Origin of the sequence: Halorubrum sp. CGM4_25_10-8A (assembly GCF_005435025.1) — an archaeon.
GTDB lineage: Archaea > Halobacteriota > Halobacteria > Halobacteriales > Haloferacaceae > Halorubrum > Halorubrum ezzemoulense.
This window is the reverse complement of record NZ_SGTX01000007.1, coordinates 1-23017: the sequence shown is the minus strand read 5'-3', so window position 1 is coordinate 23017 and position 23017 is coordinate 1. Positions and strand designations below refer to the sequence as shown.

21 protein-coding genes and 2 tRNA genes are annotated in these 23017 nt (G+C 69.0%); 11 read left to right on the top strand and 12 right to left on the bottom strand.

What is annotated here, in order from left to right:
- Positions 1–258: 258 nt before the first annotated feature.
- Positions 259–333: transfer RNA gene (locus EXE52_RS09165), tRNA-Arg, on the bottom strand.
- Positions 334–664: 331 nt separating this feature from the next.
- Here EXE52_RS09165 and EXE52_RS09160 point away from each other — a divergent pair.
- Entirely contained in the window at positions 665–1264 is a 600-nt protein-coding gene (locus EXE52_RS09160; protein ID WP_086219755.1) for a recombinase RecA, read from the top strand.
- Positions 1265–1340: 76 nt separating this feature from the next.
- Positions 1341–1763, top strand: coding sequence for a CoA-binding protein (locus EXE52_RS09155; RefSeq protein ID WP_049930089.1), 423 nt, complete (start codon positions 1341–1343; stop codon positions 1761–1763).
- A gap of 61 nt (positions 1764–1824) precedes the next feature.
- Here the strand turns inward: EXE52_RS09155 and EXE52_RS09150 are convergent, their stop codons facing one another.
- A complete protein-coding gene (locus EXE52_RS09150; protein ID WP_086219756.1) occupies positions 1825–2805 on the bottom strand; it encodes a PLP-dependent cysteine synthase family protein in 981 nt (326 codons plus the stop codon).
- Positions 2806–2960: 155 nt separating this feature from the next.
- Here EXE52_RS09150 and thrS point away from each other — a divergent pair, with 155 nt between their 5' ends.
- The gene (gene thrS, locus EXE52_RS09145; RefSeq protein ID WP_176454974.1) at positions 2961–4937 is read left to right on the top strand and encodes a threonine--tRNA ligase; all 1977 of its coding nucleotides are present in this window, start codon (positions 2961–2963) and stop codon (positions 4935–4937) included.
- A 9-nt stretch (positions 4938–4946) separates the two neighbouring features.
- Here thrS and EXE52_RS09140 read toward each other — a convergent pair whose 3' ends face one another.
- A complete protein-coding gene (locus tag EXE52_RS09140; protein WP_049929673.1) occupies positions 4947–6467 on the bottom strand; it encodes an ATP-binding protein in 1521 nt (506 codons plus the stop codon).
- A gap of 242 nt (positions 6468–6709) precedes the next feature.
- On the opposite strand from EXE52_RS09140, the gene EXE52_RS09135 reads away from it, so the two are divergent.
- The 3 genes from EXE52_RS09135 (at position 6710) to EXE52_RS09125 (ending at position 9894) form a co-directional block, all read left to right on the top strand.
- Entirely contained in the window at positions 6710–7876 is a 1167-nt protein-coding gene (locus EXE52_RS09135; RefSeq protein WP_089307702.1) for an alanine--glyoxylate aminotransferase family protein, read from the top strand.
- A 78-nt stretch (positions 7877–7954) separates the two neighbouring features.
- Positions 7955–9064: a guanosine monophosphate reductase gene (locus EXE52_RS09130; RefSeq protein ID WP_049929675.1), complete on the top strand. Its 1110-nt coding sequence runs from the start codon at positions 7955–7957 to the stop codon at positions 9062–9064.
- A 110-nt stretch (positions 9065–9174) separates the two neighbouring features.
- Positions 9175–9894, top strand: a complete 720-nt coding sequence (locus tag EXE52_RS09125; protein ID WP_089307703.1) for a class I SAM-dependent methyltransferase — start codon at positions 9175–9177, stop codon at positions 9892–9894.
- Positions 9895–9932: 38 nt separating this feature from the next.
- Here the strand turns inward: EXE52_RS09125 and EXE52_RS09120 are convergent, their stop codons facing one another.
- The 4 genes from EXE52_RS09120 to EXE52_RS18735 all read right to left on the bottom strand — a co-directional run bounded on the left by EXE52_RS09120 (position 9933) and on the right by EXE52_RS18735 (position 12758).
- Positions 9933–11225: an MFS transporter gene (locus EXE52_RS09120; RefSeq protein WP_086216275.1), complete on the bottom strand. Its 1293-nt coding sequence runs from the start codon at positions 11223–11225 to the stop codon at positions 9933–9935.
- A gap of 89 nt (positions 11226–11314) precedes the next feature.
- Entirely contained in the window at positions 11315–12052 is a 738-nt protein-coding gene (locus EXE52_RS09115; protein WP_089307704.1) for an SDR family oxidoreductase, read from the bottom strand.
- A 91-nt stretch (positions 12053–12143) separates the two neighbouring features.
- Positions 12144–12401 carry a hypothetical protein gene (locus tag EXE52_RS18740; protein WP_241988238.1) on the bottom strand — a complete coding sequence of 86 codons (258 nt, stop codon included), beginning with the start codon at positions 12399–12401 and terminating at the stop codon, positions 12144–12146.
- A gap of 21 nt (positions 12402–12422) precedes the next feature.
- On the bottom strand, positions 12423–12758 hold the full coding sequence (locus tag EXE52_RS18735) for a hypothetical protein (protein ID WP_241988237.1): 336 nt from the start codon (positions 12756–12758) through the stop codon (positions 12423–12425).
- A 580-nt stretch (positions 12759–13338) separates the two neighbouring features.
- On the opposite strand from EXE52_RS18735, the gene EXE52_RS09105 reads away from it, so the two are divergent.
- The gene (locus EXE52_RS09105; RefSeq protein WP_241988236.1) at positions 13339–14394 is read left to right on the top strand and encodes a sensor histidine kinase KdpD; all 1056 of its coding nucleotides are present in this window, start codon (positions 13339–13341) and stop codon (positions 14392–14394) included.
- Between the two features lie 431 nt (positions 14395–14825).
- On the opposite strand, the gene EXE52_RS09100 is transcribed toward EXE52_RS09105, so the two are convergent.
- Positions 14826–14899 (bottom strand) — tRNA-Lys (locus EXE52_RS09100).
- 213 nt (positions 14900–15112) lie between these two features.
- Here EXE52_RS09100 and EXE52_RS09095 point away from each other — a divergent pair.
- Together EXE52_RS09095 and EXE52_RS09090 are read left to right on the top strand one after the other, a co-directional pair.
- Positions 15113–16579, top strand: coding sequence for a DHH family phosphoesterase (locus EXE52_RS09095; protein WP_086220460.1), 1467 nt, complete (start codon positions 15113–15115; stop codon positions 16577–16579).
- 71 nt (positions 16580–16650) lie between these two features.
- Positions 16651–16857: a hypothetical protein gene (locus EXE52_RS09090; RefSeq protein ID WP_049929680.1), complete on the top strand. Its 207-nt coding sequence runs from the start codon at positions 16651–16653 to the stop codon at positions 16855–16857.
- Between the two features lie 22 nt (positions 16858–16879).
- Here EXE52_RS09090 and EXE52_RS09085 read toward each other — a convergent pair whose 3' ends face one another.
- Entirely contained in the window at positions 16880–17854 is a 975-nt protein-coding gene (locus EXE52_RS09085; RefSeq protein ID WP_089307705.1) for a sugar phosphate nucleotidyltransferase, read from the bottom strand.
- A gap of 96 nt (positions 17855–17950) precedes the next feature.
- Between EXE52_RS09085 and EXE52_RS09080 the strand changes: the two genes are divergently transcribed.
- Positions 17951–18259, top strand: coding sequence for a transcriptional regulator (locus EXE52_RS09080; RefSeq protein WP_049929682.1), 309 nt, complete (start codon positions 17951–17953; stop codon positions 18257–18259).
- A gap of 16 nt (positions 18260–18275) precedes the next feature.
- On the opposite strand, the gene EXE52_RS09075 is transcribed toward EXE52_RS09080, so the two are convergent.
- The gene (locus EXE52_RS09075; protein WP_089307706.1) at positions 18276–19586 is read right to left on the bottom strand and encodes a response regulator; all 1311 of its coding nucleotides are present in this window, start codon (positions 19584–19586) and stop codon (positions 18276–18278) included.
- 108 nt (positions 19587–19694) lie between these two features.
- Here EXE52_RS09075 and EXE52_RS09070 point away from each other — a divergent pair, with 108 nt between their 5' ends.
- Positions 19695–21101, top strand: a complete 1407-nt coding sequence (locus tag EXE52_RS09070) for a sodium:solute symporter (RefSeq protein ID WP_089307707.1) — start codon at positions 19695–19697, stop codon at positions 21099–21101.
- A 15-nt stretch (positions 21102–21116) separates the two neighbouring features.
- Here EXE52_RS09070 and EXE52_RS09065 read toward each other — a convergent pair whose 3' ends face one another.
- Positions 21117–21794 (bottom strand): type 1 glutamine amidotransferase domain-containing protein, encoded by a 678-nt coding sequence (locus EXE52_RS09065; RefSeq protein WP_089307708.1) that lies wholly within the window; start codon positions 21792–21794, stop codon positions 21117–21119.
- A 341-nt stretch (positions 21795–22135) separates the two neighbouring features.
- A complete protein-coding gene (hpt, locus tag EXE52_RS09060) occupies positions 22136–22705 on the bottom strand; it encodes a hypoxanthine/guanine phosphoribosyltransferase (RefSeq protein WP_008446308.1) in 570 nt (189 codons plus the stop codon).
- Positions 22706–23017: the final 312 nt, after the last annotated feature.

Sequence of the window (23017 nt, the reverse complement as noted above, 5' to 3'; positions counted from 1 at the left end):
GAGTCCGGTTCCCGTCGCTACTCGACACCGAGCTCGCGAGCGGCGGCCGAAATTGTGAGTCTCGTGTGCGCTCCGCACCGTCTCTAGTAACCGGCAACCGATCGGAACGGTAAGCGAGTGACGCCAGTGTTATAAGACGCAAGGAGAATACCCGCGCCTTTAGGCGCGGGATGAATCCGGCAAGCTCTCTACACCCACCATTCGATCCGAGACTCTACAGTAGAATTAGGACTAGTTCGGCAACGGACCGCGAGTGAGTGGGCGCTACAGGATTTGAACCCGTGGCAACTTGGTCCGAAGCCAAGCACTCTGTCCAAACTGAGCTAAGCGCCCTCACGTCGGCTTACTTCCGAGAGCGTGTTAAGTCCCGCGATTCGAAACCGGCGCCGCGCAGTCCGTCGGTTCCGGCCCGGCGTCGCCGATCGGTCGATTCGCCTGCGTGATAGATTTCCACGGTCCGGCGGCGTTCGGCCCCCACTGGCGGCCGAATTCGCCGTCCGATCGGGTCCACGGCCCGATCGAGACGCGCCGTCGCGTCGCAGGGGCCGATCAAAAAGAATATTATTCGGAGCGGGCATGTTCAGGTAGTAGATGTGTCTTGGTCGCACGGCCTCGCGGCCGAACGAGTGGATCGCGCCGACGTCGCCGCCCCCGAGGTGCGTCCATGTATGAGCTGACGCCGCATTTCGACGCCGAGGTCGATCCCGGGACCAACATTCTGTTGACCGGCCCGCCGCTCAGCGGGAAGCGGTCGATCATGATGGACGTCCTCGCCGCTGGGACCGATCGCGACGAGGGCGCCATCGTCGTCACCACCAAGGACGGCGCCGATCGGGTGCTCCGCGACTACGAGGAGCGGACGCCCTACGAGGGGAAGCCCGTCGCGGTCGTCGACTGCGTCACCCGCCAGCAGGGGGGCGAGACCCGCGAGTCCGACCGTATCAAGTACGCCTCCTCGCCGGTAGACATGACCGGGATCGGGATCAAGCTCTCCGAGTTCCTCCAGGCGTTCGGCGACCGCGGTATCGATCAGAACCGCGTGATGGTCCACTCGCTGTCGACGCTGCTGATGTACTCGGACCTCCAGACGGTGTTCCGGTTCCTCCACGTGTTCACGGGCCGCGTCCAGAGCGTCGACGGACTGGGACTGTACAGCATCGACTCGACCGCCCACGACGACCAGGCGATGAACACGCTCAAACAGCTGTTCGACGGCATCGTCACCGTCCCCGAGGACGGCGACCCCGAGATCCGACTCCCCTGACCGGGAGCCGACGACCACGCTTCTCTTCACAGCGGCTAGGGATCCGTTTAATCGCATGGCGATCGAATCGTCGACCATGCCCGTCACGGACGACGCCGGACTCGACCGCCTGCTCGACGCAGAGACGATCGCCGTCGTCGGCTGTTCGACGACGCCCGGGAAGGCCGCGCACGACGTGCCCGCGTATCTTCAGGACCGGGGGTACCGCGTGATCCCGGTGAATCCGTTCGCGGACGAGGTGCTCGGCGAACCGGCGTACGACGCGGTCGGCGACGTGGAAGAAGAGATCGACATCGTTGACGTGTTCCGGCCGAGCGAGGAGGTCCCGGAGATCGCCGAGGCCGTCCGCGAGCGACACGCGTCGCGCGGCGACGCCGGGACGCTGTGGCTCCAACTCGGGATCAGCCACGACGAGGCGGCCGCGGCCGCGGAGGAGGACGGGATCGACGTCGTTCAGGACCGCTGTCTCAAGGTCGAACACGGTCGATTGCGCGGATAACGGACCGGGCGGCGGCCGCGGTACCGGCCGGTGTCTGGGCGGCGTCGCGCCGCTCCGCCACCTACCCCTCCCACTCCTCGAAGGACCGGTAGACGCCCTTCGAGAGGTAGCGCTCGGAGGAGTCGGGGAAGACGGTGACGACCGCGTCGTGCGGGGCGTCTATCTTGCCGTCGCGGATCTCCCGCGCGACCCGCTTCGCCGCGATCGCGTTCGCGGCCGACGAGGAGGCGACGAGGTGGCCCTCCTCGCTCGCGAGCCGGCCCATCTCCTCGTGGACGTCGCGGTCGTCGATCGCTTGGATCTCGTCGACGAGGTCCGGGTCGAACAGCTCGTTGCGTCCGGTGTCGTGGGTGCCGATCCCCTCGGTCTTGTACGCCTCGTGGTCGACGTCTTCGCCGAGGAACTCGCGGTACGCGGAGCCGGCCGGCTCGACCGCGACGACGTGGGTGTCCGGGTCGGCCTCGCGGAAGTAGCGGGCGATCCCCATCAGCGTCCCGCCCGTGCCGCAGCCGGCGACGACCGCGCCGACCTCGCCGTCGAGGGCCTCGTCGATCTCGGGGGCGGTCGTCTCGTAGTGTGCCTCGGCGTTGAGCGGGTTCGAGAACTGTTGGGGGACGACCGCGTCGTCGAGCTCCGCCGCGATCTCGTGGGCGCGGTCGATCGCGAGCCCCATCCCGTCCTCGCTCGGCGTGTTCACCACCTCGGCGCCGAGCGCGCGCATGAGCTGCTGTTTCTCCACCGAGAAGCGCTCGGGAACGACGAAGACGGCGTTTAACCCCAGCTGCTTGGCGGCGACCGCGAGCCCGATCCCGGTGTTGCCGGCGGTCGGCTCGACCACGGTGCCGCCCTCGCCGAGGTCGCCCCGCTCCAGCATGCGTTCGAGCATGTACCTCCCGATGCGGTCCTTGATGCTCGCTCCCGGGTTGAACGACTCCAGCTTGGCGTACACCGGCACCGCGGTCGGCGCGTCGTGGACCTCGACGAGCGGCGTCTCCCCGATCGCCTCCAACACCGACGACAGGGGCTCCCGATGACTGGTCATAGGGCGGCAAACGTTGCCGGGTGATTTGTGTGTTGCCATCGCTCGCTCCCGATCCGGGGCTCCAGAGCGGCGGCGTGACTTGCCGGGATCTGGCGGCGAGCGGCGAACGATGTCCGGTCGACCGTGACGCTCGGCGCCGCGGATCGAACACACTTATGCCGGTCGTCCGGTTCCGACACTGTATGAGCGAGACCGATGCGGAGGCCGAGGTGACGGTCGTCCTGCCGGACGGATCAGAACTCACCGTTCCGGCGGGCTCGACAGTCGAGGACGTCGCCTTCGAGATCGGCCCCGGGCTCGGTCGCGACACCGTCGCGGGGAAGATCGACGGCGAACTCGTCGAGAAGCACGCGGCGGTCCACGACGGCGCGCGGATCGAGATCGTCACCGACCAGTCCGACGAGTACCTCACGGTGTTGCGCCATTCCGCGGCCCACGTGTTCGCGCAGGCGCTCCAGCGGCTCCACCCGGAGGCGACGCTGACGATCGGCCCGCCGACCGACGACGGCTTCTACTACGACGTGACCGACGTGGACGTCGACGAGGACGACCTGGCCGCCGTCGAGGCGGAGATGGACGAGATAATCGCCGCCGACTACGACATCGAGCGCGAGGTCCGCTCGCGCGAGGAGGCGAAAGAGATCTACGCCGACAACGAGTACAAACGCCAGATACTCGACGAGGAGGCCGACGGCGAGGAGGTCACCTTCTACGTCCAGGACGACTGGCAGGACCTCTGTCAGGGCCCCCACGTCGAGTCGACCGGCGAGATCGGCGCGGCGACGCTGCTCGAGGTGTCGGCCGCCTACTGGCGCGGCGACGAGGAGAACGACACGCTGACGCGCGTGTACGGCACCGCGTTCGCGAGCGAGTCCGACCTCGAAGAGTACCTCGAACTCCGCGAGGAGGCCCAAGAGCGCGACCACCGAAAGATCGGGCAGGAGATGAACCTCTTCTCGATCCCGACGGTGACCGGCCCCGGCCTGCCGCTGTACCACCCGCCGGGGAAGACGGTGCTGCGCGAGCTGTCCGACTTCGCGAACGAGCTCAACCGCGAGAAGGGGTACGAGGAGGTCGAGACGCCGCACGTGTTCCGGACGGAGCTGTGGAAGCAGTCCGGCCACTACGAGAACTACAAGGACGACATGTTCCTCCTCGACGTGAACGACGAGGAGTACGGCCTGAAGCCGATGAACTGCCCGGGCCACGCGACGATCTTCGACCAGCAGAACTGGTCGTACCGCGACCTCCCCCAGCGCTACTTCGAGAACGGGAAGGTGTACCGGAAAGAGCAGCGCGGCGAGCTGTCGGGCCTCTCGCGCGTCTGGTCGTTCACCATCGACGACGGCCACCTGTTCGTCCGCCCCGACCAGATCCGGCAGGAGATCGAGTCGGTGATCGAGATGATCTTCGAGGTCGTGGAGACGCTCGATCTGGAGGTCGAGGTCGCCTTAGCGACCCGCCCCGACAAGTCCGTCGGCGGCGACGAGATCTGGGAGTCCGCCGAGGAGCAGCTCCGCGACGTGCTCGAATCGGGCGGCTACGACTACGACATCGAGCCCGGCGACGGCGCGTTCTACGGCCCGAAGATCGACTTCGGCTTCGAGGACGCCCTCGGCCGCGTCTGGGACGGTCCGACCGTCCAGCTCGACTTCAACATGCCCGACCGGTTCGACCTGACCTACACGGGCGAGGACAACGAGGAGCACCAGCCGGTGATGATCCACCGGGCGCTGTACGGGAGCTACGAGCGGTTCTTCATGGTGCTGATCGAGCACTTCGACGGGAACTTCCCGCTGTGGCTCGCGCCGGAGCAGGTTCGGATCCTCCCCGTCTCCGACGAGACGCTGGGCTACGCCCACCGCGTGAAGAACGAGCTGGAAGACGCGGGCTTCCGCGTCGAGGTCGAGGACCGCGACTGGACCGTCGGCCGCAAGATCCGCGCGGGCCACGACGACCGCCTCCCGTACATGGTCATCGTCGGCGACGACGAGCAGGAGGCGGGCACGGTCTCGGTGCGCGACCGCTTCGAGAACCAGCGCGGCGACGTCGACCTCGACACGTTCGTCGACCACCTCGTCGACGAGCGCGCGGAGAAGCGGACGGAGCCGGACTTCGTCGACGCCGAGTGACCAAACGGCTCAGGCGGCCTCGACGCCGGTGATCTCGAACCGGGCGCCGTCCGCCTCGGACGCCGTCACTCGCACCGCCCAGCCGTGCGCGTCGGCGATCTCGGCGACGATGTTCAGCCCGAACCCCGTCCCGTCCGTCGTCGTCGTGTAGCCGGTCTCGAACACCTGGTCCCGCTCCGCTTCGGGGATCCCTTCTCCGTCGTCGGCCACGTAGAACCCGGCGCCGTCCGCGAGCGGTCCGACGGTGACCGTCACGTCCTCGCCGCCGTGTTCCACGGCGTTCCGGAACAGGTTCTCGAACAGCTGTCGCAGCCGCGCCTCGTCGGCGAGGACTTCAGAGTCGTCGAGCGCGACGCGAAGCGTCCCGCCCCGACTGTCGCTCGTCTTCCACGCGTCGGTCGCGAGCGCCGCGAGGTCGACCGGGTCCGGGTCCTCGACGTCGCTCCCCTCGCGCGCGAGCGCCAGCAGGTCGTCGATGAGCGTCTCCATCCGTGAGAGCGACCGCTCGATCGGGGCGATGTGGTCGCTGTCGGACTCCTCCGCGAGGAGGTCCAGCCGACCCCGGGCGGCCGTGAGCGGGTTCCGGAGGTCGTGGCTCACGACGCTGGCGAACTCGTCGAGCCGGTCGCGTTCGCGTTCGAGCTGCTCCGCCGCGTGCTGTCGCTCCAGCTCGTAGCTCACCCACCGCGTCAGCAGTTCGACGAACGTCCGCTGCGTGTCCGTGAACGGCTCGCCGCGCGGCGTGGTCGCGGCGAAGCAGAGCGTCCCGTACTGCTCGCCGTCGATCTCGACCTGTCCGCCGATGTACGTCTCGAGGCCGAACGTCTCGTAGGCCGAGTCGTCGTTCCACCCGTTCTCGGAGGCGTCGACGACTGTCAACAGCCGGTCGCGCTCGATGGTCCGCTTACAGTACGCCTCGTCGAGGGGGCAGGTCTCGCCGGCCTGTAGCAGCGGGTGTTCCGCGTGCGATATCTCGACGTGCTGGGTGCCGTCCTCGATCCGGGTGAGGAAGCCGTTCGGCACGTCGAGGTACTCGCAGCCGAGCGTCAGTATCGCCTCGACCTTCTCCTCGAAGGTGCGGTCCTGGTCCGAGGAGACCGCGTAGAGGCGCTGGATGGCCCGGAGGCTCTCCCGCTGGCGCCGCTCTAGGTCGCGTCGCTCGGTGATGTCCCGGAGGTACACCGAGAGCCCCTCGTCGGAGGGGAACACGCGCACGTCGAACCAGACGCCCAGCGGTTCGTAGTACGAGTCGAACGAGACGGACTCTTGGACGTCCATGGCGTGGTGGTACCGCTCGTAGAACTCCGTCCCGGTCGAATTCGGGATCGAGTCCCACAGGTGACACCCCACAACCGTCTCGCTCGGATCGACCGCGTCGTCGCGCATCGCGGCCCGCAGGATCCGCCGTCCCTCCTCGTTGGCGTACGTGACCCTCCAGTCCGCGTCGAGGGCGAAGAACCCGTCGGCCATCCGGTCGATGACGGTCTGGAGGTCCTGGTCTGCGCTCGATTCGCCCGCGCGGTCGCTCATGTCGCGTCATACGCGTCACGGGGATTTAGGTACCGGTGGTCACCGCCCCGGACCACCGAGCGTCTGCGCGGGTCGACGGAGTTCGATCGGCCGGGCGCCCGCTCGCGGTGCGGCGACTTCGATCGGCCGGGCACCCGCTCGCGGCGCAGCGATAGCGGCCGGCCGTCGTCGTCGGCCGTCACTGCGTCGGCGAGCCCGCGCGTTCCGTCGGGTTTTTGTCACCGCTGGCTGGACTCAAGCGCATGTCAGAGCGATACGCCGAACGCGGCGTCGACGAGAAAGCGCCCGACGTGGGGGAGCTGACGCCGCCGGACCGCACGCTGATGGGCCCCGGTCCGAGCGACGTCCACCCGCACGTCCTCAAGGCGATGAGCACGCCGCTCGTCGGCCATCTCGACCCGTCGTTCGTCGAGATCATGGACGAGGTCCAGGAGCTGTTGCGCTACACGTTCCGGACCGACAACCAGTGGACGATCCCGGTCTCCGGGACCGGGTCGGCGTCGATGGAGGCCGCCATCGGCAACCTCGTCGAGCCGGGCGACACGATGCTGGTACCGACGAACGGCTACTTCGGCGGCCGGATGAAGTCGATGGCCGAGCGCGCGGGCGGCGAGGTCGTCGAGGTGGACGCTCCGTGGGGCGAGCCCCTCGACCCCGTCGACGTCGAGCGCGCCTTCAACGAACACCAGCCGGACGTGTTCGGGTTCGTCCACGCGGAGACGTCGACGGGCGTCCGCCAGCCGAACGTCTCCGAATTGACCGACATCGCGCACGCTCACGACGCGTTCGTGATCGCGGACTGCGTCACCTCGCTCGGCGGCGTCGAGATGCGCGTCGACGAGTGGGGCGTCGACGCCGCCTACTCCGGCCCGCAGAAGTGCCTCTCGTGTCCGCCGGGGGCGAGCCCACTCACGCTCAACGACCGCGCGATGAACAAGGTGCTCGACCGCGAGGAGCCGGCCCGCTCGTGGTACCTCGACCTCTCGCTGTTGGAGGGGTACTGGGGCGACGAGCGCGCGTACCACCACACCGCGCCGATCACGAACGTGTACGCGCTCCGCGAGGCGCTCCGCCTCGTCGCCGAGGAGGGGATCGAAGAGCGGTGGACGCGTCACCGCGAGGTCGCCGGCGACCTGAAGGTAGGGCTCCGCGATCTGGGCCTCGAAATGAACGCTCCCGACGAGTACTGGCTCCCAAGTCTGAACGCGGTCCGGGTGCCCGACGGGGTCGACGACGCCGCCGTCATCGACCGCCTGCTCGACGAGTACGACCTGGAGATCGCCTCCGGGCTCGGGGACCTGGAGGGCGACATCTGGCGCATCGGCTGTATGGGGCACTCTGCCCGCCCGAAGAACGTCGAGTACGTCCTCGCGGCGCTCGAGGGCGCCCTGGCCGAGCAGGGGTACTGACGCGTCGCGGCAGCGCGACCGCGCCCGCTCCGGCTATCGAGAGGTTTTTCACCGTCCGTCTCCCGTCCCGCTAAGGGTATGAACGATCTACGAACCGGGCTGAGCTACGGGGACGTGCTGCTCGTCCCGCAGCGGTCGCCCGTCGACAGCCGGAGCGACGTGGACCTGTCGACGCGGTTCACGCCGAACGTCGAACTGGAGACCCCGCTGGTCTCGGCGGCGATGGACACCGTCACGGAGGCCGAACTGGCGATCGAGCTCTCGCGGGCCGGCGGGCTCGGCGTCCTCCACCGCTTCCTCACCGTCGACGAGCAGTCGGCGCAGGTCGAGCGGGTGGCCGCGGCCGGCGAGCGGGTCGCGGCCGCGGTCGGCATCAACGAGGACCACCTCGCTCGCAGCGCCGCGCTGGTCGACGCCGGCGTGGACGCGATCGTCGTCGACGTCGCGCACGGCCACCTCGACCGGACGATCGCGGCCGTCGAGGAGATCGCGGCGGAGTTCCCGGAGACGGACCTCGTCGCCGGCAACGTCGCCACGCCGGCGGGCGTCGAGGACCTCGCGGCGGCCGGGGCCGACTGCGTGAAGGTCGGCATCGGGCCGGGTTCGCACTGTACGACGCGGAAGGTCGCCGGGGCCGGCGTCCCACAGCTCACCGCGGTCGACGACTGCGCGACCGCGGCCGCGGACCTCGACGTGACGATCTGCGCCGACGGCGGCATTCGGACCTCCGGCGACGCGGCGAAGGCGCTGATGGCGGGGGCCGACACGGTGATGCTCGGGAGCCTCTTCGCCGGGACGGCGGAGGCCCCGGGGGCGGTCGTCGAGGTCGACGGGACACGGTACAAGCGGTCGCGCGGGATGGCGACGACCGCCGCCGCCGAGGACCGGGACGACAAAGGCGCGAACGTGGGCGCCGACGAGGGCGTCGAGGCGCTGACGCCCTTCAAGGGCCCGGTGGGGACGGTCGCCGAGGAGTTCTGCCAGGGGATTCGTTCGGGCCTCTCGTACTGCGGCGGGCACACGCTCGAAGGCGCCCGGGAGCGCGCCGAGTTCATGCGCGTCGCCCCCGGCGCGAAGGAGCGCGAGGGGTTCCACACCGACGACGACTGGGAGGGGATCAGCGTGGACAGCGAGACGAAGCGGGTCGCCGACTCGACCGGCGGGTCGGCCGCCGAGGGCGACGACTGAACGGTCAACTGCGTCCGGTCCCGTCGCCGGCGGACACGAGGTGCGACCCGATGCGTCACTGCGTGACGATATCACGGACCGCTTTTCACCGTGAGCGGACAGTCCGGCGTATGGCCGACGCCTTCGGACGCGCGCTCCGCGACCACAACCGTGGCGACCGGACGGAGCCGCTCTACCAGGGAGACGGCGAGGCGGTCCGCGAACATCCGATCGTGGCGTTCTATTTCACCGAGTTCGACCCCGACGACGAGGCGGGGTCGTGGCTAGCGTCCCGGCTGGAGTGCCCGCTGGTCGACCTCGGCGCCGGCGCTGGCCGCCACGCGCTGCGGTTTCAGGAGCGGTTCGAGACGGTGGCCGTCGAAGCCAGCCCGGCGCTCGTCGAGACAATGCGGGACCGCGGCGTCGCCGACGCGAGGGAGGGCGACATGTTCGCTCTCCGCGAGTCGTTCGAGCGCGACCGATTCGCGTCGGCGCTCGCGATCGGGACGCAGATCGGGCTGGCGGGGTCGATGCGCGGGCTCTCGGCGTTCCTCAGCGACCTCGCGTTCGTGACGACGCCCGACGCGACCGCGGTGGTCGACTGCTACGATCCCGAGCACTCCGAGGCGGCAGACCTGTTCGGCTACCGCGCGGACCCGACGCCGGGGCTCGCGCACCGCCTCATGTGGTTCCGGTACGACGGGGAGACGGACCCGACGCTCCACTTCCGGCTGTTCTCGCCGGACCGACTCCGCGAGGCCGCCGTTGGGACCGACTGGGTCGTGGACGCGGTCGACCGCGAGGGCTCCGGCGACGGCCCGCACTACCGCGCCGCGCTGCGGAAGCGGTAAGCGGACGTGGCCGCTCGGTGTGCGGGCCGCACGCGGTCCTACCACGTCGTCAGCGCCGCGCGACCGTGGTCCCGCGCGAGGATCGCGAGGAACGCGAGGACGCCGGTGACCGCGAACGCGCCGCCGACGTAGAAGACGGACGCCATGCTCACCTCGACCATGAGCCAGCCGGCGATGAGAGGGCCGGCCACCGACCCCGGCCGCCACACCAGCTCTCGGATGCCGAAACTGGAGGCGACGCCGCCGTCGTCGGTCCCCTCGTCGGCGAACAGCGCCATGCTGGCCGGCTCCCGGAACGAGTCGGCGACGCCGAGGAGTCCCGAGAGGCAGACGAGCGGAAGGTACGCCGGCGGGAGCGCGCCCAGTACGGGGACCGTGACGCCGCTACCGAGGGCGGCACCGATCGGCGCCGAGAACGGGATCGCCATCGCGATCACCCCGTAGGCTCCGCCGCCGCCGAACACGAACAGCGACCGCCCGTAGGCGTCTGAGAGCCGACCCGTGAACAGTTGCCCGACCATGTTGGTCGCCTTCTCGGCGGTGACCGTCACCGCCACCGCGGTCGCCCCGACCGCGAGCCCCCCGCCGCCGACCGCCGTCCCCGCGTAGATGGGAACCCACGTCCGGACCATCGTCACCGCGAAGGCGTACTGCGCCCGGAACGTCGATATCGTCAGGAGCTTGCGGTTGACCGCGAGGTCGGTGAAGGGGAACCCCTCGATCCGCGTCGGGTCGTCGTCGAGCACGCCCCACGTGACGAGCCACGCGGCCACCATCAGCGCCGTGATGACCCCGAAGACGGGCCCGAAGCCGACGGCGTCGTAGATGGCGCCCGCGCCGAGCGAGCCGAGTATCGAGGCGGCGAACGAGGCGGCGTTCGCCTTCCCGATCTTGTCTGCCCGGGTGCCCGCTTCGGCGATCTGGCCGACGAGCGAGAGCGTCATCAGCCCCGCGCCGGTGACGACGAACCCCTGAAGCGCGCGCACGGCGACGAACGTGGCCGAGGAGTCGACCAGCGGGAACAGCGCGTACACGCCCGCACCGGCCACGAGAACGGCAAGGAGGACGCGCCGCTTGTCGAACCGGTCGCCGGCCCACGCGAGCGGGACTACCGCGGCCGTCTGCGCGAGCGTGAACCCGGTGGTGTACATCCCGATGACGAAGCCGGCCGAGACCGTGACGCCCAGCACGGTGACCGCCTGCGGGTCCAAGGCGTTGATGTACGTCGGCAGAAGCGTCAGCAACGTGATGAAGCCGAACCCCTCCGCGAACCGAGTGAGGTACAGCGCCCAGAACTGCGATCGCTTCGGTCCGTCCGTCGCGTTGCTCACACGCGTCCGCCGTCCGGTGATTCAAAAGGGGTTACGGTTCGAAGGCCGGGGCCCGACGCTCGACGGCTCGTCCGCCCGGACCGGGGCGGCTACAGCGTGTCGGCGAACTTGTCGCGCCGGAAGAGGTCGATCTCCTGGGCCGTCGAGCCGGGCCGCGACGCGGCGAAGGCGATCGCCTCAGCCACCTCCTCGGGCTCGGTGACGCTCCCGGGCTCGAACCGCTCCTCGAACGGTTCGCCGTCCTCGCTCCCGAACTCCGTCCGGACCTCCGAGGGGTTGACCACGGAGACGGCCACGCCCTCGTCGCCGACCTGCGCCGCGACGCTGTGCGCGAACCCGCGGACCCACCACTTCGTCGCGGCGTACACGGGGTTGAACGACCGCGGGTACTCCCCGGCGAAGCTGCCGACCGCGATCAGGCTCCCCTCGCTCTCCGTGAGGTGCGGGAGCGCCGCGCGCGTGAGGAAGAACGCGCCGTCGACGTTCGTCTCCTGCATCACCGAGTACTCCTCGTCGGTCATCGTCGCCACGTCGCTCCCGCGGGCGACGCCCGCGTTGACGACGGCCACGTCGAGGTCGCCGAACTCGTCGACCGCGGCCTCGACCGCCGCTTGCGAGGTCGCCGGGTCGCGCACGTCGCCGTCCGCGACCACGGCCTCGACGCCGTGCTCGGACCGCACGTCGTCCGCGACCGATTCGAGCGCCTCGCGCCGCCGCGCCACGAGGACGACGTTCGCCCCGCGCTCGGCGAGCGCGTGCGCCGTCGCCTCACCGATTCCCGAACTCGCTCCCGTTATCACCGCCGCCGCGTCGTCGAGACTCGACATGTACGCAGCGTCGTCGTCGGCGAAGCACATAAATCACCCACGCCGCGGCGAGCGGCGCAGGGGCGGTTGAGCGAACTGCTCGCCGACCGCCTCAGCGGTTGGAGGAGGTGACGCGTCGGTGGTTCGCGCCCGCCCGCATGTCCACGTGGCCGCAGCGCTCGCACCGCCACACGTACGCGTCGATCTTCACCGCCGCCCGTTCGCCGTCGACCCGTTCGGTCCGGTCGCTCCCGCGCCGGGCGCACTCGTCGGGGCGGTACTTGCTCTCGACGGACTCCTGCTCGGCGACGCCGTCGCCGTCGCCGACCGCGATCCCCTCGGCGACGGCGCGAACGTCCTCGCCGCTCATCCGTCGTCGCAGCCGAGTCAGCTACTTCCGGAAGCGCTCGGTCCGGCCGACGAGTCGGTCGTACCGGCCGTCGTCCGTCGGATCGCCGCCGTCCCGCCACTCGTACGCCGAGATAAGCACGGTGGTCCGGTAGTGCTGGTCCAAGAGCAGGTGGTAGTCGGCCCGGTGGAACAGCGTCTCGACGGTGTCGACGAGGTCCGCCTCGAACACCGGGCGTTCGATGTCGCGGCCGTACGGCGCCTCCGCGTCCGGGGCCGACCGCTCCCTGACGCAGAGCACGCGACAGAGCGACGCCTCCGACCGCGACCGTTCCAGTATCTCCTCGGCCGCCCCGTCGCCGAGCGACTCGTCCGGCACGAGGACCGCGACCCCGCCGTCGAACGCCTCGGCGAACTGGGCGGTCGTCAGCCCTCGGCGGGGGCGTACTCGTCGAGCCAGAGCCCGGAGAGGTCGGCCCGGGTCTTGTTCGCCTCGCAGACGACGACCGACGAGGCGAGAAGCGCCACGGGAATCACCCACCGCGGGCCGCTCGGCGCGACCGCCCGACCGGCCGCGGCGTGGCGTCACTCATCGCGCTCCGTCGGCGCGGCGCTCGACTCGCGCATCGACTCGGAGAGCCGCCTCGGCTCGACGGAGAACGGGTGGACGGTCATGAGGTCCTCGACGAGCGAGACGGCCGTCTCGACCGATCGCTCCGCGCGCCGGAGGTCAGCCTCGATGAAATGACGTTATATTGATTATTTCTGGGTGTTTCGTCGAACACAGCGCGGGTAGCCGGGATAATCTGTTCGGTCGCTGCCGTGCTGAATGCCCGGATAAGTGCGCCACATGGGCTCGTTTCGACCCTCGATCACGGCCTCGACCGGCGCTCGGAGCGCCGAGGGCTCTCGTACATATCGAAATTATTTAAATATCGGATACTGGAATACATCCGAAAATGGCTCCCGACACTCAGATGAATCCCGTCGTTATCGTGGGGGCGGCGATCATCGTCGTAACAGGGGTGATGAGTGTGCTCGTGGACGTCGACTTTGGGATACTCGCACTCCAGGCCGCGGTTCCGATGCTCATCGGAGTCGGATTGGTGTCGTACGGGCGGCTCCGATCGGACGGGGTCGCCGCGACGAGCCAGCGGACGGTGTTGAAATGGACTGTCACCGGATTTCTCGCGTTCGTGATTCTCGGAGCCTGGTTCGGGGAGATGGCCTCCCGAGCGGACTCGTCGATCCTGCTCTCGATGACCGGATCGCTGAGCGTCGGCGCGGCGCTCGGCACGGTCATCGGCGTGTACGCGGCGCGGCTTCGTCGTACGAACGAGGAGCTCGCGGAGACGGTCTCCGAACTCGAACGGGCGAACGAGCGCCTGACGATGCGGAACGAGCAGCTGGATCAGTTCGTCGACGTCGCCAGTCACGACCTCCGAAACCCGGTGAACGTCGCGAAAGGGCGGATCGAACTCGCCCGCAGGGAGTCCGACAGCGAACACCTCGAAACGGCGGACGCCGCCCTCACTCGCATGGAGGCCCTGATCACCGACCTCGTTTCGTTGACGAAGGCGGGCGACCGGATCGACGAAGTCGCCCCCGCGAATCTCGAAGCGGTCAGCCGGTCGGCGTGGGGGAGCGTCGACACGGGCGACGCGTCGCTGCGCGTCGAGACAGAGATAGCCATTTCCGCCGACGAGAGCCGATTGCGACAGATCTTGGAAAACCTGTTCCGCAACTCGGTCGAACACGGCGGCGAGGACGTGACCGTGCGGGTCGGAGCCATTCCGAACGGGTTCTACGTCGAAGACACCGGCGCGGGGATTCGAGACGACCTTCGCGACCGACTGTTCGAAGACGGAGTCACCACGGGCGAAGGGGGCGCGGGCCTCGGACTGACCATCGTCAAGCAGATCGCCACCGCTCACGGGTGGGAGATAGGCGTCGAGCAGAGCGCCGAGGGCGGCGCTCGCTTCGCGTTCACGGGCGTTGAGTTCCCAGACGGGTGAGGAGTGTCACACGCAGTCTGACTCCGGCCACCCCGCGGGCCGGAATCGAGTGTCGGTCCTGTGGCGCTCGATCCCTCGTCCGTTTGTCCGTGCGGTCCGCCAGGAGTCCCGTCGACGGGCAGAGCCGTCCGTTCAACGTTCGTATCAACCGTCTCGGCACGACTCTTCCCCCTCGGCTAGTTCTCCGAGCCGTCGGCCACCTCGATGGCGCCGATCTGGCGTTCTACCCCGTTCGTGATTCCGCCTTTCGAGACGGCGGCACAACGCGGGAACTCGTCAGTAGACGGTGAACCGTTATGAGAAGCGGGCCGGGCGCGATTGTGAACCACGAGAAGACGGTCGCTCGCTTCGCTCGCGCTGCGACTTCTCTACTTCAAATCGCTTCCGTCCGGTTCCCTCACCGCATCGCTGTCGCTCTGCGGTTCAGTGTACGGGCCGGGCGCGATTTGAACACGCGACCGACGGATTAAGAGTCCGTCGCTCTCCCTAACTGAGCTACCGGCCCTCACAAGTTCGTACCCGGGTCACGGTAAAAGGCCTTTTCATTCGACCCCGTCGGCGCTCGGCGGACGCCGGTACAATCGCACGAAAGCGACGGTATCGCGTTCGGACCCGAACGCGTCTCTCGGGAGCGAAGCCGCCGGACTCGGCGACCTCGTGGCCGGGGGACGACGCCGAGAGCGCACTCGTTAAGTGTCGTGCCGCGGAAATCCCTCCAATGAGTAGTGGGGCATCCGGATCCGCGCGGACCCGGTACGCCATCCTCGGCTGTGGAAGCGTCGGTCACGCCGTCGCGGAGGAACTGACCGAGCGCGGGAAGGACGTCCTCATCCTCGACCGCGACGAGAGCCGCGTCGAGGCGCTCCGCGACCAGGACCTCAACGCGCGCGTCCAAGACATCGCCGAGCCGGACGTCGTCGACGAGCTCGCCGACCGCGACATCGTGTTGATCCTCGCCAGCGACGTGGAAGCGAACAAGGCCGCCGTCTCGGCGGTCAGAGAGACCGGCGGCGACCACTACCTCGTGGCCCGGGCCTCCGACCCCGTCAGCGAGGACGAGCTGCGCGAGCGCGGCGCGGACGTGGTGATTAACCCCTCGACGGTGATCGCCGACAGTGCCCTCCAGTCGCTGGAGACCGGCGAGCTGGAGTACATGGCCCGCCAGCTGGCGGAGATCATCGAAGACGGCGGCGACCGGATGGCCATCCTCACGCACGACAACCCCGAGCCGGACTCGATCGCGTCCGCGACCGCGCTCCAGGCGATCGCGGAGGCGTTCGGCGTCGACGCCGACATCATCTACTCCGGCGACGTGGGCCACCAAGAGAACCGGGCGTTCGTCAACCTCCTCGGGATCGACCTGCTCGCCCGCGGCGAGGCCTCGCCGCTCTCCGAGTACGAGACGATCGCGGCCGTCGACCTCGCGAAGGCCGCCGCCGAGGACCTCGATCTCGACGTGTCGGTCGACATCTACCTCGACCACTTGGAGGCCGAGGTGCCGTTCGACGCCCGTTTCGTCGACGTGCGGACCAACGTCTCTTCAACGTCGACGATCCTCACGAAGTACCTCCAAGAGTTCGACCAGTCGCCCTCGGAGGCGGTCGCGACCGCGCTCCTCTACGGGATCCGCGCCGAGACGCTGGATTTCAAGCGGGACACGACGCCCGCCGACCTGACCGCGGCGGCGTACCTCCACCCGTTCGCGAACCACGACACGCTCGAACAGGTGGAGTCGCCGTCGATGAGTCCGGAGACGCTGGACGTGCTCGCGGAGGCGATCCAGAACCGCGAGGTCCAGGGGAGCCACCTCTTCTCGACGGCCGGGTTCATCCGTGACCGCGAGGCGCTCGCGCAGGCCGCGCAACACCTCCTCAACCTAGAAGGGATCACGACGACGGCCGTGTTGGGCATCGCGGACGAGAAGATCTACCTCGCGGCGCGTTCGAAGGACATCCGGCTGAACATCGGCAACGTGCTCGACGAGGCGTTCTCGGAGATGGGCGACGCCGCCGGCCACTCCACGCAGGGGTCGCTCGAGATCCCGCTCGGGATCTTCACCGGCATCGAGGCGAGCGGCGACAAGCGCGACACGCTCCTCCACCTCACCGAGGAGGCGGTCCGGCGGAAGCTGTTCGACGCGCTCGGCGTCGAGGGCGGGAGCGGCGACTCCTCGAACGGGTCCTGAGCCGCTCCGACCGCCGCCGCTCGGCGCGGTCGTTTTCCGGCTCGGGGACGTACTTCCGACCACCGCGCCGCATGTACGTTCCCGAGGATCCGCCGGCGAACTGTCCCGCCTGCGGCGACCCGTACGACTCGGTCTCCCGACACACCGGCGGGTTCGTGGCGAACCTGCTCGACAACGAGCGCTACCAACGGGTCTGTTTCTACCCCGCGACCGACGGCAGCGACCCCGCGTTCGACTGCTATCACCACACGCACGCGCAGGCCGGCGTCGACGACTGAGACGGCGGTCGCTCCGAGGCGGTCAGAACTCGTCGCCCTCGGTGATGGAGGTGTGCGAGCCGATCAGCGCGCCAGAGAGGTCGACTCCCTCCAGGGTGGCGCCCGTGTCGATCACGGAGTTGCGGACCTCGGAGTCGGTGATCGTCGCGTCCCCGAAGACGACGGCGCGGTCGAGCGTCGAGTCGGTCACCGTCGCGCCGCCCATCACGTGGACCACGTCGCCCAGGTCGCTCCCCTCGACGGTCGCGTCGTCGTCGACGAGCGTCCCGCCGTCGAGCGCGTACTCGACCGCGTCGAGGTAGCTGTCGGCGGTACCGATGTCGAACCATGCGCCGTCGAAGGTGTACGCGTTGACCGCCCCGCGCTCTTGGAGCCACTGGAGGAACCAGCCGGGCTCGTCGGGGTTCTCGCCGTCTTCGAGGTAGGTGGTGAGCTTCGGGAGCGTCTCGGCGGGGAATGCGTAGCAGGCGATGGAGACGAGCGTCGACTCCGGGTCGTCGGGCTTTTCCTGGAAGTCGACCACCTCGTCGCCGTCCAGCTGGACGAGGCCGTACGACTTCGCGCGCTCGCGGTTGCCCACGTCGTAGGCCGCCAGCGTCGGCGTTCCCTTGTCCTCGAAGAAGTCGGCGAAGTCGCCCAGATCGAAGCTGATCATGTTGTCGCCGGCGACGACGATCAGATCGTCGTCGACCGACTCCCGCTCGACGAGCTGTTCGAGCGCTCCCACGACGCCGAACTTCTCGTCTTCCTCGACCGTCTCCTCGACCGAGAGCGTCGGCTTCTCGAAGGGGCTGTCGTCGAGGTACTCCGCGAAGGTGTCGGCGAAGCGCTCGTTCGTCGAGACGAACACCTCGTCGACCCGGTCGTCGGCCTCCAAGTCCTCGAATATCTCGTCGATGACGGTGTTTTCCCCAACCGGGAGGAACATTTTCGGCCGGTGTTCGGTGATCGGCCAGAGCCTGGTCGCGTAGCCACCCGCGAGTACGACGGCTTTCATACTCTCCCGCTCTCACTCCGGTGACATACCTCTTGTGCCCGTGTCGGCGTCGGACGCCGACCGGGCGGTTTTACTCGCCCGTGTCGAACGTTGGGTATGGAGACGACTCGCCAGCGGATCGCCGACGCCCTCCGCGAGGAACCGCGGACCGCGAGCGACCTCGCGGCGACGCTGTCGCTGCCGACGCCGACGGTATACGAACACCTCGAACACGTCTCGCGGTCCGTTACCGACGAGAGCGGATCCGAAGAAAGGGACGGCGGGGCCGACGAGGAGTTTCTCGTCGCGCCGCCGACCTGTCGCGAGTGCGGGTTCGACGGCTTCGACGATCCGGTCAACGAGCCGTCACGGTGCCCCGAGTGTAAGAGCGAACGGATCGAAGAGCCTGCGTTCGTGATCCGCTGAGCGGTCGCCCGACGACTCACCGCTCCGCGACGACTGCGTCGCAGCGAACGCCACCCGGGATCCGCCGCATGAAGAGGTCGATCCCGTACATCGCGTCGCCGGCGAGGCCGACGTCGAACGGTAGTTCGGCGACGCAGCACTCCTCGGCGGACTCGGACCGCGGGTCGCGGACGAGCACTCGGAAGCCGTCGGCCGTCGTTCGCGCGTCGACTGCGACCGCGTCGACCGCCTCGTCGAGCGCGGCTTGGAGGATGTTCCGGACGGCGAGGACGACGGTCCCGCGGTCGCGGTCGATGGACCCGTCCGGGTCCACCGTCACGGTCGCCGTCGCCGAGAGGCCGGCCTGTGACACCGCTTCGCCGACGGCGTCGGAGAGCTGTACGGGGCGGGTCGGATCGGGGGTAGTCGGCGACGAGTCGCCGGTGTCGAGCGCTCCGAGGACCTCGGCGAGGTGCGTGTTCGCGGTCGACAGGAGCGGCGCGTCCAGTTCCGACGGCGGGCGCGAGAGGATCCGGCTCGCGGCCTCGATGCGGCCGCGGACCGCCTGCGAGGCCGCCGCCTCGTCCGCGCCGGTCGGTTGGATGAGCCCGAGGATCGCGGGCTCGCCCCGGTAGGTGACGCGGCTCCCGACCACCGTCGCCTGAAACGTGGAGCCGTCCGCCGCTAGGAGGTCGATCGTGTATCTGACGCGGTCGTCGTCGCCGGACTCTCGCCGTCGGATCGCCCGGACCACTCGGTCCCGATCGTGCGGGGCGACGATCGACGACACCGGCTCGCCCACGAGTTCGTCGCGCCGCATCCCGAGCATCTCGGCGAGGCGGCGGTTCGCCAGCTCGAAGCTCCGGTCCTGTGACAGCCCCGCGCCGATCAGCCGCTGTTCGAACAGCTGCGAGTACCAGTCCTCGACGCGCTCGCGGTCCCGTCGTTCCCTGAGCCGCGTGACGCACGTTCGGATCCGGTTCGCCAAGAGCTCGTACTGCTCTTGGCCGCCGCTCTTCTGGAGGTAGTCGGAGACGCCGGACGAGATCGCCTCGCTCGCGATGGCCTCGCTGCCGCGCCCGGTGAACAGGATGAACGGCTTCGACGGGTAGCGCTCGCGCACGGCATCGAGCAGTTCGAGGCCGTCGACGTCGGGCATGTCGTAGTCGCTGACCACGCAGTCGAACGTCGACTCGTCGAGCCGGTCCAGCGCCGCCTCGGCGGAGGTGACGCCGACGGCCCTAATGTCATCGTGCTGTTGGTCCAAGATGTCCGCGGTGAGCGTCGCGAACCCCGGCTCGTCGTCCACGCAGAGGACGCGTATCGGCGGCCGGTCGGCCATAGACATGCGTTCACACGAGACGCGATCGCATAATAACTGTTGTATATAATATCGGATGCTTTTGCCGCGAAACTGAGGACATCGCTTATTCGTTCGCTCGGGCAGGTTGGTAGCGTGATCGGTTCCTCGGAGGCGCACAGCGAGGCCGACGCGTCGAACGCCGAGTCGTTCTACGCGGCCGACCGCCGGATCGGGGGCGTGTTCGGTGCAATGTCGTTGACCGCGACGCAGGTCAGCGCGGGGACGCTCATCGGCACGATCGGGATCCACTACGCCGTGGGCGTGAGCTTCGGCCTGGTGTGGCTCGGCATCTGGGCCGGCTGGGTCGCGTCGCTGCTGTTCGTGGGGCCGCACCTGCGCGCCCGCGGCGGGATCACCGTCTCGGAGTTCCTCTCGGCGCGCTTCGACGGCGACAACGAGGTGGTCGGCGGGACGACCGCGGCCCTCGTCAGCGTCATCTACCTCGTGTACACGACCGCCCAGTACGTCGCCGGGGCGGTCATCCTCGACGCCGTCTTCGGAGTGCCGCGGGTCCTCGGCATCGCGGTGTTCGCCGCAGTCGCGCTCTCGTACACGCTCGTCGGTGGGATGCGGCTGAGCATCTATTCGGACGCGGTTCAGGTCACGGCCCTCCTCCTCGGCGTCGCGGCGGCGGCCGTCGTCGGAGTCGCCGAGACTGGGGGCGCGAGGGCGCTCATCGACGCGGCTGCGGCTATCGACCCGGCGTTGCTGTCGGGCACCTCGGCGCCAGCGCTCACGACCGGGCTGGCGCTGTCGTTCGGGTTCGGTATCGCGGTGGCCCCGTACGAACTCTCGCGGGTCTACGCCATGCGAGACCCGGAGACGGTCAAGCGGGCGATCCCGATCTCCATCGCGATCCAGGCCGTCATCGCCGTGTGTATCCTGACGCTGGGGCTGCTCGCGCGCGTCCGGTTCCCCGGGCTGGCCGACCCGGACGCGTCCGTCGTCCGGCTCGCGCTCGACCTGTTCGGTCCCGCGGTGGGGCTGCTGCTGCTCGGTGCGGTCGTCGCGGCGGTGCTCAGTACCGTCGACTCGGTGCTGCTGGTCACGTCGGCGGCCGTGGCCCACGACATCTACGAGCGGACGCTGCCGGCCCTGGGCCTCGTCCCGGAGCCGACGCCGGCGCGCGTGCGGCGAGTCAGCCGGATCGCGACCGTCGGCGCGGCGGTCGTCCCCGCCGCTCTCGCCGTCAACCCCGGTCCGTTAGGCGGGGTGGTCCAGCTCATCGTCGCGCTCTACACGTCCGTGCTCGGGTCGACCCTGTTCGTTCCCGTCCTCGGCGGGCTTCACTGGGACGCGGCCACGGGCGACGGGGCCTTCGCCGGCGTCGTGGTCGGGTTCGTCACCGCAACGGCGTGGCAGGTCCTCACCGAAGTGTGGACGGTCGACAGGCTCGGATCGCTGACCGCGGTCGACCCGGTCGTCCCCGGCGTCATCGCGAGCGCCGCCGCGTTCGTCGCGGTGTCGCTGGCCGACACCGACCGGCTCGGCTCGGCGTGATCGCATCGGGCACGCTCAGAGCTCGCCGAGCAGCGTCTCCGCCGCCTCGGCCGACGAGCCCGGGCCGCGGGCCGTGATCAGGTCGCCGTCGACGGTGACGCTGGTGTCGGCGTCGAGTTCGGCGTCCCACTCCGCGCCCGCCAGCCGGACCTCGTCTTCGACCCAGTACGGGAGCTTCCGGCCGTCCGGCATCACGTCGTGGTCGTCGACGATCCCGTCCTCCCAGTCGTTCGGGAAGCCAGTGACGGCGCGCCCCTCGACGAGCGGCGTCCCGTCGGCCTCGCGCGTGAACGCGAGGATGCCGACGGCGTGACAGACGACGAGGGCGACGCCGTCGTCGCCAGCGACCGCGTCGAGCAGCAACTGCCGGGCGTGCCGGTCTTGGTTCACGTCCCAGACGGTGCCGTGGCCGCCGGGGAAGACGACCGCCTCGTAGCCGTCGGCGTCGACGGTCGCGACCGGTTCCGGATCGTTCAGTTCGGGGTGCTCCTCGTCGACCTCGCGGAGCTCCGCGACTCGCTCCTCGCCGCCCGCGGCCTCGGGGTCGAGCGAGCGCTCGTCGACGACCGGGGGCGACCCCGACGGCGTCGCGACGGTCACGTCGACGCCCTCCGATTCGAGCGTCGTCAGCGGCTCGATACACTCCTCGGCCCAGTACCCCTCCTCGCTCACGACGAACAACGCGTCAGTCATGTGTAGTCCGCCATTGAGGACCTCGATATAAAAGACGCCCGCGCCCGGCAGCGCCAAAGGGCGGCGTCGGGTTTATAAGCAAACGTCACGGTCGCGGCCGGCGCGCGCCGTCGAGCGGCCGCCCTCGGCGGCCGCGAGAAGCGCGTGCGAGGGAGTCGCTGGCGCGACGAGGACGACCGAAGGGAGTCCGACAGACGCGCCCGACGGGGCTGGGGAGGCGTGAGGCGCGGTGCGGTGGCGGGCGGGGCTTTGGAGGTGTTAACCGCCGGTCCGCCGTCGACTACTAATAAACCTGCGAGTAGAAACTTCGAGGTGGTCCCCCCGGGTCGACAGTTACCGACCTATTCGTCGCCCTGCGCGTCGACGACGACGACCTCGCCGTCCTCGACGGTGACGTTGATCAGCGTCTTCACGTTGTAGTCGGTCTCGTCGAGCTCGTTCTCGCCCGCCTTCTTGATCACGGCGACGACGTCGACGACGTCCGCGCCGACCTCGTCGGTGAGCGCGTCGAGGATGGCCTTCATCGTGCCGCCGGTCGAGAGCACGTCGTCGAGGACGAGGACGCGGTCGCCCTCCTCCACGTCGTTGATGTACATCTCCGACTCGGAGTAGCCGGTCTCCTGGAACAGCGGGACCTCGCCGTCGAGGCCGTACTGGCGCTTCCGGATGACGACGAGCGGGATGTCGGTCATCAGCGAGAGCGCGGTGGAGATGTGGATCCCCATCGCCGCGGGGGTGACGATCTTGTCGACGTTCTCCAGCTCCGCCTTCCGGATGATCCGGATGACGATCTCCCGGAGCAGCTCCGGTTCGAGCATGGGGACGCCGTCACTGATCGGGTGGACGAAGTACTGGTACTCGCCTTTCTCGATGATCGGCGCGTCGAGGAGCGACTGCCGCAACTGGTCCATGTCGCGGGTACTCGGCCGGATTAATAAAGCGTGGCGGTTGCGGGATCGCGGTGTGAGTCGATCGCACGACGACTCTCCGCGAGCGAGACGCGGTCGAGACCCAACGCCGGATCGGCTCGAAACCCCGGCTCCGAGGCCGTACGACAACATCATTTATTAGCAGCTGATCGACACGATCACCACCGAACCCCCGGCCGCGAGGCGGGCGCACGCTCGCTGCGGTCCTCGGTCAGTCGCTCGTTTCACTCGCTCCCGCCCTGCGGTCCTTCTGTCGCCTGCGCCCGCCTCGCGGCCGGGGGTTCGGTGGTGATC